This is a genomic window from Acidobacteriota bacterium (assembly GCA_040756905.1).
Lineage (GTDB): Bacteria > Acidobacteriota > Aminicenantia > JBFLYD01 > JBFLYD01 > JBFLYD01.
Map to the genome: position 1 here is coordinate 1 of JBFLYD010000012.1, position 13175 is coordinate 13175.

Consider the following 13175-nt stretch of genomic DNA (forward strand, 5'->3'; position numbering starts at 1 on the left):
ACTTTTTCAAATTCTGATTTCATCGAAAAAGTGGCCGGAATAAATCGGAATGGGTGGCCACTTTCAATCAGAATCAGTGGCCGGTTTGAATCGGAATCGATGGCCACTTTGGATCGGAATATACAACAGAAGACAAAAACCTTGTTTGGTTACAAATTACATGATTCAATCAGATATATATACAGTTATCTAGTTAAATGATTTGACATGGATTGCGCGTTAGATCACAGTGATTCCGCAACTTTCTGCTAAAAGCGAGAATCCCCCCTTTCATATTCCTGTGAAACTGGCCTAAAAAGAATAATTTGAGAATATTCGGCTCTTTGACAGTGCCGGTGAAATAGGCCATTTTCCTGTAATTCTGAAAGGGAATAACTCAAAAATTGATTCAAATTTGACTTAAGTAGTACAATTTTTTATAATAATTGTATCATGAATGATACAATTAGAACAATTTTATACGAATGGAAGGAAAGGAAGCTTCCTGAAAGTATTCCCAGAGAGATAAATCTTTCCCGTTATCTTAACATTCAACCTTCAAAGATTATCGCGGTTACTGGTTTCCGAAGAGTGGGTAAGACATACCTTGTATTGAATCTGATAAATGGATTATTGAAGTCAACTCATAGAGAAGAGGTTGTTTATATAAACTTTGAAGATGAAAGAATCCCTCCAAAAACTGAATTTCTGAGTAATTTGATTCCAGCGATAAAGCAAACATTTAAAAAGCCTATAAGATTTCTTTTTCTGGATGAAATTCACAACATTCCTCTTTGGAGCAAATGGCTCAGAAGAGTGCATGATACAGAGAAAATAAAAATTTTCATTACTGGTTCATCCTCCAAGGTTTCAACTAGGGAAATCCCGACAGAATTGAGAGGGAGATGTTTAGAAGTTAATCTCTTTCCGCTCTCATTCAAAGAATTTCTCAGATTTAAGAATATCCAGATTGATTTAGAAGCATTAAAATATTCTGAGGATGAGAAAATGAAAATGGACAATGCCCTTGAGGAGTATATCTATTACGGAGGCATGCCTGAGGTCGTGCTCATACCTGAAGAAAAGAAATTAGAGTTGCTGCAGGAATATTATAAGACAGTTTTGAGAAGGGATATGGTTGAGAGATTCAAAATCAAAAACGAGGAGGTTCTTTTTGCAATGGTAAGACTTCTCCTCAATTCTACGTATTTCTCGATTAGCAAACTGTATAACAATTTAAAAAGCATGAACTATGCCACAGGAAAAAATACATTGCAAAGATATCTTTCCTATCTGGAAAGTTCGTATTTTTTCCATCCTTTATTGATTTTGTCTCAAAAAATTAAACAACAACTCCAGACATCGCGAAAGCTCTATTTTATTGACAATGGTTTTATAAGTGCTCTTTCTTTAAAATTTACAAAGAACTTTGGAAGACTCTATGAGAATGTGGTGTTTTTAGAACTGATAAGAAAATATCTTAACAAAGAAGAGATTTTCTACTGGAAAAATCATTTTGGGAAAGAGGTGGATTTCGTCATAAGAGAAAATTTCAAGATTAAACAACTAATTCAAGTCTGCTACGAGATTGAGGAGGAGAATGTCAGAAAAAGAGAGATTACTGCCTTATCGAGTGCAAAAAGAGAATTCGGATGCGAAGATCTTTCCATTATCACAAAGGATTATGAAGCAGAGGAAAGAATGAGGAATGAAAGAATAAGATTTGTTCCTTTGTGGAAGTGGTTATTACATGCATAAAATTCACGGAATAAGAAAAAACTTGTCTTTTCTCCTTGCTGTTAGAGCAAACATTTCCACTTTCCTACCAGATGATTCACATATGACGCCCCTGAGTTTATTTGCCTGAACATCTTTAAATACCTTTGATGCTTTCGAATGAAGCTCTTCAATATCAAACCCAAGATGGATGTCAAGCATCTCATCACGGTACTCCTCAAAGGGATGTTTACATTCATCAACAATGGCAACCAAGCCATCCTCTGCTAAAACAGAATCCATGCTCGTAAAAACTTTCTCAGGATCAGCACAATGATGTAATGCAAGGACTGACATAATTCCCTGGAATTTCATGGGAATATCAATACCCATTTGAATATATCTGGATGAATTAAAAATGAGACTCTCTTTGATTTTTTCTCCGAGTCCCAGTATGGGAATAATCGAAGAATCTTTCACGTTAGTGGATAAAACAAGTAACATTCCAGGAGTAATGTCTAATGCCCAGAAAATTGGTGCTTTTCCAAAACTTTTATTCAGCTTCTCCATCACTCTCTGGGTGAAGAATCCTGTACCAGAACCAACATCTAAAATGTTGAAATCGCTTGGTAGGCTTGAAAAAGTGTTTGCAAAGGTATCCACAATGATCTCCAATCCTTTGGATGAAAAATAACTCTTAACAATCTCAGCTCTCTTTTGGGCTTCTTTCTCGCTGAAATACTTTACATTTTTCAATAATCTATCCCTGTCTGGAACATTCAAGGTTTTTAACAATGACTTGAGAGAGGCTTTTTCAATCAGAATCTTTTTTTCCATTCTGCTTTCTCCTTATAATTTTCTATTTTGAAACTATATAATCCTCCCTTATGGGATTCCAGGCATCAACAACTCTTACCTGGGTGAGGGCACGGACACTGTGCTCTTTATTAGGAGGCACAGTTACTCCCTCTCCAGCTCTTAAAATTTTTGTTTTCTCTTCAAGCTTGAACTCCATTTCTCCATCAAGAATAAAAGTTATCTGCTCATGGGGATGTTTGTGGGAAGGAATTTCTGTATTTGGTTCAAATTCAAAATAGGTCAACATGACATTCTCGAGAAATGCAGAACACATCATAATTCCTTTTTTAACTTCCTTTTTCGGTAAATCTTTAATATTGAAAAAATTCATTTTTTCTTCCTCCTTCTTTTTATCATACCGACCTACTCAAGATTTGAAAAGAGCCAATATAATCAATTTCAATTGGAACAAAGCCCAGATTTGTTCATTTTTTTACTTCAAAAACAGCGAAATGAATTCATAAAGATAGCCAAGAATGATCGAACCAAAAAAGCCCAGAAGTAGAAAAGTCAAAAAGACTTTCCGTTTGACAAGGCCGTAGACCGCCACCATGGCTGGTATGGTTGTGACCGGTCCGGCTAAGAGAAAAGCCAATGCAGCTCCTTTACCCATCCCAGACTGGAGCAGGCCATTAACAATTGGAATGGCACTGATGTTATTAATATAAAGAGGAATACCAATCAAAGCTGCCCAAATAACGGAAAATGCATTCTGACTGCCAAAGAAGTATTTGATTATGTGAGTAGGAAAATAAAAGGTAATCATAGCCTCAAGGAGAAATGCCATAGCCATCCACCCACCGAGAAAGAATGTAATTTTTCTCATGTCTATTAAAAACTTTTTCCACTTTATTGAAGTTGTAGAAGTTGTAGTAGAAAGCGGAATGGATTTTGAGTTTGATTGAGCTTGACAACCGCATCCTGCACCATTTGCATCTAAAGCTAATTTGAGCCAACTTGAAGATGTTAAGTTCACTGGAAATAACTTTAATGTAATAAACCCAGAGGTTAATCCCATTAATATAGCAGCCACAAGTCTTACCAGGGCTAATTCAAGCCCTAAATTCCCCCAAGTGATCAAGAAAGCCTCAGGACTCATAAGAGGTGAGGCAATCCAGAAGGACATAATGGGACCCAGGGGAATACCCATTTGTAAGAGGGCAAAAAGTGTAGGAATAACGCCGCATGAACAAAGGGGGCTAATTGCACCAATCAAGGTAGCAATAATTATGGCATAGGTTACTTTTCTTTTCAGAAAATCTGACAGTTTCTCTTTGAAATTGAATTGGCTTACTCCAGCGGCGATAACTACGCTTAAAACAAAAAATGGCAGAATATGGATGAATGCTCTGACAATGAATTCGATAATTCTTACTATTTCATTCACCATCATCATCGTTTTTCTCCTTTAATTTAAGTTTTTAAACATCATTTTTAATTAGTATTCATTATAGTAGCTACTATATTTATAGACAAAAAAAATTATGGTAGCTTGTTGATAACCTGCTGATACATCTTTTATCGACTTTTAATTCATTGTTTGAGATAAGGCTTGATCAAGGGACTTTTTAATCCTTTCTACAGCAAAATCTATATCTTTTTGAGTAATGATATATGGTGGCAGCATTCTAAATGTTACCCCATCTGAACATATATTGAGTATTAATCCATTCTCATAGAGAAATTCATAGAACAATTGAGAAAAATCTTTCTTCCCTTCAGAATCCAATTCCATACCGATCATTAATCCCCTACCTCTCACATCAGCAATAACAGGGTATTGATCCTTTAATTTTTTTATTTGATTCAAAAGATAATCTCCCATAGCCTGACAGTTGTGCAGTAAATCTTCATTCTTGATTATATCTATTACAGTACTCACAACTTTAGCTGAAAATGGGTCATTTTGGTGAGACTGAATATGCTGAAATCTTCCCTTAATGGCGTTATTTATTTCAGAAGTTGTTGCAACAACTCCTACAGGAAATCCATTTCCAAGAGCTTTTCCAATAACCAGAATATCAGGTTTTATCTCATCATATTCAAAAGCAAACCATTTTCCGGTTCTTCCCATTCCAGTTGTAACCTCATCTGCAATCAGGAGCGCTCCCCATTTCTTGATTGATCTGGTCAATTCCTGAAAATAGCCAAAGAGAGGAATAATTATTCCTCCCCAGGATAGAATGGGTTCAAAAATAATTGCTGCGATGTTTTCACCTTTTGTGATTTCATTGATGCATTCAAGGGATTTGTGTAAGCATTTAAAATTACATGAAGGATAAGATATATTTACTGGGCAGTGATAGCAGTAAGGAGCGAGCATCCTTGGTGAATTATCTTTTGGAACATATTCTGAAAGCTTTCCAGGTTCTGAGAGGGAATAGGCATGGATTGTGGCACCATAATAACCTCTTTCGAATCCTATGATCCATTTCTTTTTTGTAAAAGCTCTTGCAATTTTCAACGCAAGCTCTACACATTCGCTACCGGAATTTAGAAAAGTGACATTAGTTAAATGAGGGGGCAGGATTGAATTGAGGGATTGAAGAGCTTCTGTTATTTCAACTGTTATAAAACTACTTCCTATGTGAATCAATTTATTTGTTTGTTTCTTCAAAATAGAGGTAAACTTTGAATGATTATAGCCAAGAATGTTACATCCAACCCCAGAATAGAAATCGAGGTATTCCTTTCCCTGGCTATCTTGTATTTTACAACCATTTCCATTCATAATAATTTGGTTTCTTAGTTTATTGGTTGAGAGAAGTCCTGTCATTTTAATTCACTCCGTAATCCATATAAATCAAATCCTTAATATAACTTAATATTTCAACGCTAATGTTTTGAAAAGATCCAATTAAATCAAGTTTCACTGAGCCAAGGATTAGAAAATTACTTTTGCTAATTTGAGACTTAAAGGCATTAATATTGGCTTAGTGAATATTGTCATAATTGGCTCTTTTTATTTTTTTATTTTTTTATTATATTGTGTCAATTGGAGGGATATGATGATAAAAATTGATAAAGAATTAAATACACCTTACTATATTCAATTAAAAAATCAATTTAAGGAATTAATTTTATCAGGATTTCTCAAGCCAGATACAAAGCTTCCTCCAACAAGACAATTATCTGAGAAATTGAAAATCAATAGAAATACTGTTCTAACTGCCTATGAAGAGCTTGAGGCAGATGGATTGGTCTATTCTCATGTTGGCCAAGGAACTTTTGTTTCAGATATAAGTGAATATATCTATAAAAAAGATAAAGTGGTTCATAAAAAGTTCAATTGGTCCAATTTATTTTCTTCTAATTTTGATGAATATGCATTGTATTCTTTAGTCCAATTGTACAGAATATGCATAACAAAAGCTAAAGTTTCATTTGGAGGAGCTCATCCAGACGATGAACTCTATCCAATTAATTTATTAAAGAGATGTTTTAACTCAGTATTAAAAGAGGAAAAGAATGAAATTTTCAATTATGGACCAATCGAAGGTTTTCCTCCTTTAAGAGAATACATAGCGAAGAAGATGAAAAATATGGGAATTGAAACAAAAGTAGAAGATATCTTTATTACAAGTGGTTCACAGCAAGCTATAGAAATCGCTTCAAAAATTTTAATCGAAACAGGAGATTATGTAATCACAGAGGAACCAACCTACACAGGAGCATTGGGTATTTTTAATACACTTAAAGCCAAAATAATTGGAATTCCTATTGAAAAAGATGGATTAAACATAGAGATTCTTGAAGACATTTTAAAAAAATACAACCCCAAATTTATTTATACAATGCCCAATTTTCAGAACCCAACAGGGATTACAATGAGTATTGATAAAAGGAAAAAATTAATATTTTTAGCAGAAAAATATAATGTTCCAATAATCGAGGATGATGTAAGTGGAGATTTAAGATTTGAAAACGAAGATTTACCTCCTTTAAAAGCCTTGGATAGAACTCGTCAGGTAATTTACATAAATTCCTGGTCCAAAAAATTAATACCTGGCTTCAGAGTTGGATGGGCTGTTCTAAACGAATCAATCAGAGATAAATTTATAGCACTCAAACAGGTAGAAGATTTAGCAACAAACACTATTTCCCAGGCAATTCTCTATAAATTCTGTTCCAGAGGATATTTTAAAACTCATCTCAGGAAGATAAGGAAAAAATACAGAGAAAGAAGGAATACTATGATAAGAGGCATCAGAAAGTATTTTCCAGAATCCATAAAAGTTGTAAAGCCAGAAGGAGGACTTTTTCTTTGGGTTAGATTTGCTGATGGAGTTGATTTAATACCTGTTTTTGAAACGAGCGTAAAAAATGGAATTCTTTTTAGTTTGGGAACACTTTTTTATAACTCAAAAAAAGGTAAAAATGAGATGCGGTTATGCTTTGCGGCAAATCCACCGGAAAAAATTGAAGAAGGGATAAAAATATTAGGAGATATTATTTCAACAACTCTTAAAAGAAAAAAAGAGAAAGAAAAAGAATTAGAAATGATTCCAATTCTTTAAAATTTGTAAATGAAAATTTTTAAATAATTTCATTTTTAATATATGGAGGTTAAAGATGGAATATGCTTACTTTAAACAAAGTTTTGCTTCACTAAGCGAAGCTAAGATAAGTATTATGACACATGCTTTTAACTACGGGACCGGGGTTTTCGAAGGGATTAAAGGGTATTACAATCAAAAACTAAATCAGGTTTTCATTTTCAGAGTTAAAGAACACTTCGAAAGAATGAAGAAAAATTGCAGAATTCTAAAAATTTATATCGACAAATCTGTAGAAGAATTAACAGAAATCACTGTAGAACTCATAAAAAAGAATAAATTCAAAAGCGATGTTTACATCAGACCTATTGCATATAAATCTTTAGAAAAGATCGGAGTTAAACTTCCGGATGAATATGATTTCTGCATTTTTTCAGTTCCTGTTTCTCATTATTTTGATTTAGAAAAACCTATCAAAACCTGCATTAGCTCCTGGAGGAGAGTGGAAGACAATGCAATACCTGGAAGAGGAAAGATAACAGGTGCATATGTGAATTCCGCATTAGCAGCTCAGGAAGCAAGAGACAATGGATTTGATGAAGCAATTTTTCTCAACGAAGATGGTCATGTTTCAGAAGGAGCTGCCATGAATATATTTATTGTAAGGAATGGTATGCTACATACTCCTCCGATATCCCATAACATACTTGAAGGGATAACCCGGGATACAATTATTGAAATATCAAAAGAAGAATTGGGAGTAGAAACTGTTTTAAGAACGATTGACAGAACAGAACTTTACCATGCTGATGAAGTTTTTCTATGTGGTACATTATCTGAAGTCGTATCAGTTGGCTCGATAGACCACAGACCTATCGGTAATGGAGAAATGGGGAATACAACAAAAAAAATCCAGAATCTTTTTTTCAGAGTTGTCAGAGGAGAGATAGATAAATACAAAAAATGGCTGACTCCTGTGTATTAAATTATATGTAACAATAGACTGACATGAATGAATCTTTTCATACATTCATTGAGAAATTCAAAGTTCCAGAAATATTGAAAAATCACATTCATAAAATTTTTAGTGAAAAGGAGATTCTTATATTAAACTATCTTGCAGAAAATGAAGAAAATGGACTTGTGCATTCTATTAATAATAAAGAGAAAGTTAATTGAATAATAGGGAGATTGAAAAAATTAAACAAAAAATAATTGAATGGGGAGCTACTCTGATAGGCTTTGGAGATTTAAGGGATTGCATTCCATGGAAATTGAGACATTTAAGGAATGCCGTTTCTATTGCTGTCCGACTACCGGACTCTATCATAGATGAAATTGTTCGTGGTCCAACTATGGAGTATGCTTACCACTATCATGTAGTTAATGCTTTGTTAAATGAGATAGCCATTAAAACTACAAACTTAATTCAATCTTTGGACTATAAAGCTTTTCCTGTCCCAGCTTCTCAAACTTTAGATAGGGAAAAATTAGAGGCACTTTTTCCTCATAAAACTGCGGCGACTCGAGCAGGGTTAGGATGGATAGGCAAAAATGCATTACTTGTGACACCTGAATTTGGTCCGAGAGTCAGATTGGTTACAGTATTAACTGATTACCCCTTTGAATTAGGCTCTCCTTTTGAAGATACTCAATGTAAGAATTGTGTGAGGTGTGTAGAAATTTGTCCTGTAAAGGCTATAAAAGGAAATGTCTGGAAAATCGGAGTCGAAAGAGATGAATTAGTAGATGTATACACATGCAATAAATTAATTGAAGAAAACAAAAAGATTTTTAATGCCCCAGTCTGCGGTCAATGTATTAGTGTTTGCCCTGTTGGAATAAATTAATAAAACGGTGATTATGAGAGCTTAAGTGATGAAAATTATTTTTTAGGGAATAAATGATGCTTCTTCCATTACAGAGAGGAATTTTATATGGACCTATAAACTCCAGGAGATTAGGAAAATCCCTTGGCATAAACCTCCTGCCTAGGAATTACAAACTCTGCTCCTTTAATTGTGTTTACTGCCACTATGGATGGACAAAGAAACATACAATAGACCTGAGGGAATATATCAAAGATTTACCTCCATTGGATAAAGTTGTAAAAGCTGTGGGACAGGCTGCAAAATCATCGATAAAATTCGATTTTCTTACATTTTCAGGAAACGGTGAACCGACTCTTTACCCCATGTTTGCAGAGTTGGTAGACGAAGTGGTAAGAATAAGAAATAGGTATAGACCCAAAGTGAAATTGGCACTTCTGTCCAATTCTACTGGTCTGGCATACAAAAAAGTCCGGGAAAGTATCCCAAAGATAGACTTACCTGTATTTAAGCTGGATGTGGGAACAGAAAAGAAATTTAAGCTAATTAATAGGCCTGCTAAGGGAGTAAACCTTGCAGAACTATTGGATTTCATTTCTTCTCTGGAAGATTTCTTCATACAGACTGTCCTGATAGAGGGAACCCCTTCTAATGTAACAAAGGAGGATCTTGCGGCCTATTTTCAACAGATCAGTCAGATCCGACCCAAAGAGGTGCATATATATTCCATTGATCGGCCTGTCCCTAACACTCGGCTCGCCTTAGTTCCTCCCAAGAGATTGGAAGAAATTGCCCTTCAGGGCCAAAAAGAGACAGGAGTCAGAATAAGGGCCTTTTACCTAAAATGATAAAGGTGAATTCAAGGCAAAGCTAAATTTATACTGGGCAAAGAGAAATATATCTTAAATGAAAATGAAGGAATCAAAGTCTTACCAGGAAAATCTCACTAAATAACAAATATTGGGAACAATAAATTGCTGTTCTTACTTGCAAGTTTTCCTCCAGCAAAAGATACCGAAATTTTTCCATTTAAATAATTGAAAAAACTCTTTGAAGATATTTTAATAATTAATTAATTTTTAATTTCTTTTTAAGTTCTTTAAGAAAATCCGGATGGATTTTAAGGCCGAGTGATTCAGCTCTTTTTACATGCTCCCATGCCAGAGAATATGCTTCGTTATGAAAATATATAACAGCAATATTATTATGAAGAACAGCATTATCAGGGTCAAACTTAACAGCTTTTAAATATTCTTCTAAAGCCTGATTTAGCATTCCCAGTTGAAAATAAAGGTTTCCAAGGTTTATATAAGCATCTTTATATTGGGGGTCGATCTCAACTGATTTTTTAAATTGCTCAATTGCCTCTTTCATCATTCCTTTCTGTGTATATGCTATTCCTAAATTATTGTATGCTACTGAAAGCTTCGGGTCCATTTCGATTGATTTTTTTGCTTCTGAAATAGCGTGATCAATCAAACCTTTTTTAAGATAGGCAAAGCTCAGATTAAGATGGGTTTTTGGAGATTTAAACCCAAGTTCATGAGAACGCATTATTTCAACAATTGCCTCCTCGATCTTTCCTTCTATAAGAAAACAATATCCAAGACTTGCATGAGCCTCTGCAAAGTTTTTATCTATTTCAATCGCTATGGCAAAACTTTTTCTTGCATCTACGATTTGATTTTTATCAAGATAGCAGTTTCCTAAATTATAAAAAGCTTTTTCATAATTCGGGTCAACTGAGATTGCCCTTAAATATTCTCCGATCGCTTTATCAATTTTTCCTTCTTTATAATATACATTTCCTCTGACGTTGTATGGACCCGGCAATTCAGGATCAATTGAAATTGCCTTTTCAGCCTCAGTCAAAGATTTTTGATATTCTTTTTTTTGACAATAAACCTCAGCTAAATTGGAATGGGCTAATGCAAATTCAGGATTTATCGAAATTGCCCTGATAAATTCTTCCTCTGCCTTATCAATCATACCTTTTTTCAGATACACATCGCCAAGGTTGGAATGGGCTTCAGCAAAATTTGGTTTGAGTTCTATCGCTTTCTTATATACTGAGATAGAGGATGAAAGGTCACCCTTTTTAGAATATGCAATTCCAAGATTATAAAATGCTCTCGAATATCCAGGTCTTCTTTTTAAAACTTCAATGTATTTTTTTATTGCTTGATCTATTAATCCACTTCTTCTGTATGCAATACCCATCAGGTTATGAGCTTCCACATTTTCCGGGTTAATTTTCAACGCTTTCTCGCATTCTGAAATTGCTTCATCATATTGCTTTTTCTCTATATAAATTTGAGCTAAAAGGAGATTTACGTCCTCAAGGTTTTTAAATGAATATCGTCTCTCGAATAGAATATCCTGTGTTTCTCCCTTTTCCCTGTCTGGAATTATTGATTTTTCCGATCGATTAATTTCTTTTTTAATTTTTGAAATTTTTATCGTGTCTGAGATTTCTCTGTATATTTTAATTGCTTTATCCAGATTATCTTTTGAAATTGGAAAATTTATAACGTTAAAAGTTCTACTTCTATTTAAGAGAATAACCTTTGAATTTAAAGAATCAAAAGTATTACCCCTGATAAAAATATCCATTACAGAGTCAGGGTTGTCAACATGAACTGCTCCAAATATATGCCCTATTTCATGTTTTAAAGAGATTTCCATTGTTGAAATATTTTTTGATCCTTTCAGGATTATTAAACCCTCTCTGTAAAGGGAATAGCCGGATAATTTCTCATCCAGATTTTTCTGGAAGGTAAAGGCTATTACTACATCAAAATTTTCTTTGTTTATCTTAGAATCTAAATCTTCAGCGAGGAGTTCAAGGGAATTTAGAGAATTATCTGAATTCCAATCTTCAAATTTATTAATGTAAAACTTAATGTTGAATAATTTTTCAAATTCATCGGATATTTTATTAAATACATTTTCTACTCCTGTTTTCCAGTTAAGATTTTGGCGAAATTCTTCATCAGCCAGAACTTTAATACTTACTTCCCTTTTCTCTGAATAAAGAAAAATTGCAAAAAAGAAGATAAAAAAGATTGATAAGTTTTTCTTAAACCCCATATAATCCATTAAACCCTCTTTTATTTTATATTATTGATAAATAAAAAACTATATCTTATTATAAGATTGTGACAGAAAGAAAATTCGAAGATTTAGTAGAAGAAGCAATATCAGAACTTCCATTTGAAATTTTGGATAAGATGGATAATGTTTCAATAATAGTAGAAGATTTCCCATCGAAAGAAGATATGAAAAAAACCGGAATAAAATCTCCCTATCATTTATTCGGTCTTTATGTGGGGGTTCCATTAACAAAAAGAACAAGCACTTATGGGGCAGTCCCTCCTGACGTGATAATAATATACAAAAAACCCCTTGAGAGAGCTTTTCGGAATGAAAACGAAATTAAAAGACAGGTAAAAATAACAGTAGCTCATGAAATTGCCCATCATTTTGGGATAAGTGAAAAAAGATTAAGAGAACTCGGGTATTAAAACTAATACAAACGCATTTAATTCTGATGCATTCCTGTCCCGTCACCCTTCCTGCTCACTCTAAAACCTCTCTTTTATTGGTATTGATTTTGGAAAAAAATTTTTGTATTTTCTAAAGATAAAAATGAATATAAGAATTTTTTCAATAACTTTTTCATCAATTTTCCTTTTATACACTATCGGACATGTATTCATGTCAAAAATTTTTAAAAGAGGAAAAAAAGCTATAATAACTTTAAGTCTAATCTTTTTTATAACTGGAGTCTCTCTTCTTCTTTTAGCTTTTTTTAACAATCAAGTTTTTTATTCCTCCCTTTTGAGCCTCTATTCAGCTTTTTTCTTCTGGGCAGTAATAGGTGAATCTCTGGCAAAGTTAGAGATTATAGAGATAACCGATAAAAAATACTTTGGCTATCTTCTGCTTTTCATAGTGTTCTGCATATTTCTTATAAATAATAAATTTAACGTTATCATCACAATTCCTTTCATTCATTTTACATCAATATGGTTCCTTCACTTTGTCATTGGCAATGAATTTAGATACAAGGGTAAAAAAAGTTTATGGGTTAAGATAACGTTTTTAATTTCATTTTTTCTTCTTCTAACTTTTCTCTTTCTTTCCTTCAGTGCAAAAGAATTGTTTCCATTGGTTCTGTTTTCCTTATTCTCTGTTCAACTCCTCTGGATGAACCTTGAAATTTTATGGGCTTTAGAACTATTAAAAAAGTGGTATTAAAAGTTCCTTACTAATACAAACACAATATATAATTTGT

At 33.5% G+C, this 13175-nt stretch carries 14 protein-coding genes; 9 read left to right on the top strand and 5 right to left on the bottom strand.

Annotated elements, in window-relative coordinates; all coding sequences use genetic code 11:
- Together AB1410_01485 and AB1410_01490 are read left to right on the top strand one after the other, a co-directional pair.
- Positions 1 to 201: hypothetical protein (locus AB1410_01485; GenBank protein MEW6455373.1), on the top strand; the 201-nt coding region annotated here is incomplete at its 5' end.
- A 231-nt stretch (positions 202 to 432) separates the two neighbouring features.
- Positions 433 to 1737 (top strand): ATP-binding protein, encoded by a 1305-nt coding sequence (locus AB1410_01490; protein ID MEW6455374.1) that lies wholly within the window; start codon positions 433 to 435, stop codon positions 1735 to 1737.
- Positions 1738 to 1740: 3 nt separating this feature from the next.
- Here AB1410_01490 and AB1410_01495 read toward each other — a convergent pair whose 3' ends face one another.
- The 4 genes from AB1410_01495 to AB1410_01510 form a co-directional block, all read right to left on the bottom strand.
- Positions 1741 to 2532: a methyltransferase domain-containing protein gene (locus AB1410_01495; GenBank protein MEW6455375.1), complete on the bottom strand. Its 792-nt coding sequence runs from the start codon at positions 2530 to 2532 to the stop codon at positions 1741 to 1743.
- A gap of 22 nt (positions 2533 to 2554) precedes the next feature.
- Positions 2555 to 2884 (bottom strand): cupin domain-containing protein, encoded by a 330-nt coding sequence (locus AB1410_01500; GenBank protein MEW6455376.1) that lies wholly within the window; start codon positions 2882 to 2884, stop codon positions 2555 to 2557.
- A 102-nt stretch (positions 2885 to 2986) separates the two neighbouring features.
- Positions 2987 to 3949: a permease gene (locus AB1410_01505; GenBank protein ID MEW6455377.1), complete on the bottom strand. Its 963-nt coding sequence runs from the start codon at positions 3947 to 3949 to the stop codon at positions 2987 to 2989.
- A 132-nt stretch (positions 3950 to 4081) separates the two neighbouring features.
- Positions 4082 to 5329, bottom strand: a complete 1248-nt coding sequence (locus AB1410_01510; protein ID MEW6455378.1) for an aspartate aminotransferase family protein — start codon at positions 5327 to 5329, stop codon at positions 4082 to 4084.
- A gap of 232 nt (positions 5330 to 5561) precedes the next feature.
- Between AB1410_01510 and AB1410_01515 the strand changes: the two genes are divergently transcribed.
- Genes AB1410_01515 through AB1410_01535 form a run of 5 tightly spaced genes read left to right on the top strand, consistent with a single transcriptional unit; the run spans position 5562 to position 9726 of the window.
- Positions 5562 to 7070: a PLP-dependent aminotransferase family protein gene (locus tag AB1410_01515; GenBank protein MEW6455379.1), complete on the top strand. Its 1509-nt coding sequence runs from the start codon at positions 5562 to 5564 to the stop codon at positions 7068 to 7070.
- A 55-nt stretch (positions 7071 to 7125) separates the two neighbouring features.
- Complete coding sequence (locus tag AB1410_01520) at positions 7126 to 8034, top strand: branched-chain amino acid transaminase (protein ID MEW6455380.1); 909 nt, start codon at positions 7126 to 7128, stop codon at positions 8032 to 8034.
- A 23-nt stretch (positions 8035 to 8057) separates the two neighbouring features.
- Positions 8058 to 8228, top strand: coding sequence for a hypothetical protein (locus tag AB1410_01525; GenBank protein MEW6455381.1), 171 nt, complete (start codon positions 8058 to 8060; stop codon positions 8226 to 8228).
- Complete coding sequence (locus AB1410_01530) at positions 8225 to 8899, top strand: 4Fe-4S double cluster binding domain-containing protein (GenBank protein ID MEW6455382.1); 675 nt, start codon at positions 8225 to 8227, stop codon at positions 8897 to 8899. Before AB1410_01525 ends, AB1410_01530 begins: the two co-directional genes overlap by 4 nt.
- Before the next feature lie 53 nt (positions 8900 to 8952).
- Positions 8953 to 9726 carry a radical SAM protein gene (locus tag AB1410_01535; protein MEW6455383.1) on the top strand — a complete coding sequence of 258 codons (774 nt, stop codon included), beginning with the start codon at positions 8953 to 8955 and terminating at the stop codon, positions 9724 to 9726.
- A 220-nt stretch (positions 9727 to 9946) separates the two neighbouring features.
- Here the strand turns inward: AB1410_01535 and AB1410_01540 are convergent, their stop codons facing one another.
- Complete coding sequence (locus AB1410_01540) at positions 9947 to 11977, bottom strand: tetratricopeptide repeat protein (GenBank protein ID MEW6455384.1); 2031 nt, start codon at positions 11975 to 11977, stop codon at positions 9947 to 9949.
- A 59-nt stretch (positions 11978 to 12036) separates the two neighbouring features.
- Here AB1410_01540 and AB1410_01545 point away from each other — a divergent pair, with 59 nt between their 5' ends.
- On the top strand, positions 12037 to 12402 hold the full coding sequence (locus AB1410_01545) for a metallopeptidase family protein (protein ID MEW6455385.1): 366 nt from the start codon (positions 12037 to 12039) through the stop codon (positions 12400 to 12402).
- 124 nt (positions 12403 to 12526) lie between these two features.
- The gene (locus AB1410_01550) at positions 12527 to 13138 is read left to right on the top strand and encodes a hypothetical protein (GenBank protein ID MEW6455386.1); all 612 of its coding nucleotides are present in this window, start codon (positions 12527 to 12529) and stop codon (positions 13136 to 13138) included.
- Positions 13139 to 13175 lie beyond the last annotated feature (37 nt).

Excerpts from the sequence above, each read along its gene's own strand:
- AB1410_01490 (MEW6455374.1), top strand. The coding sequence starts at position 433 with ATGAATGATACAATTAGAACAATTTTATACGAATGGAAGGAAAGGAAG.
- AB1410_01495 (MEW6455375.1), bottom strand. The coding sequence starts at position 2,532 with ATGGAAAAAAAGATTCTGATTGAAAAAGCCTCTCTCAAGTCATTGTTA.
- AB1410_01500 (MEW6455376.1), bottom strand. The coding sequence starts at position 2,884 with ATGAATTTTTTCAATATTAAAGATTTACCGAAAAAGGAAGTTAAAAAA.
- AB1410_01505 (MEW6455377.1), bottom strand. The coding sequence starts at position 3,949 with ATGATGATGGTGAATGAAATAGTAAGAATTATCGAATTCATTGTCAGA.
- AB1410_01510 (MEW6455378.1), bottom strand. The coding sequence starts at position 5,329 with ATGACAGGACTTCTCTCAACCAATAAACTAAGAAACCAAATTATTATG.
- AB1410_01515 (MEW6455379.1), top strand. The coding sequence starts at position 5,562 with ATGATAAAAATTGATAAAGAATTAAATACACCTTACTATATTCAATTA.
- AB1410_01520 (MEW6455380.1), top strand. The coding sequence starts at position 7,126 with ATGGAATATGCTTACTTTAAACAAAGTTTTGCTTCACTAAGCGAAGCT.
- AB1410_01525 (MEW6455381.1), top strand. The coding sequence starts at position 8,058 with ATGAATGAATCTTTTCATACATTCATTGAGAAATTCAAAGTTCCAGAA.
- AB1410_01535 (MEW6455383.1), top strand. The coding sequence starts at position 8,953 with ATGATGCTTCTTCCATTACAGAGAGGAATTTTATATGGACCTATAAAC.
- AB1410_01540 (MEW6455384.1), bottom strand. The coding sequence starts at position 11,977 with ATGGATTATATGGGGTTTAAGAAAAACTTATCAATCTTTTTTATCTTC.
- AB1410_01550 (MEW6455386.1), top strand. The coding sequence starts at position 12,527 with ATGAATATAAGAATTTTTTCAATAACTTTTTCATCAATTTTCCTTTTA.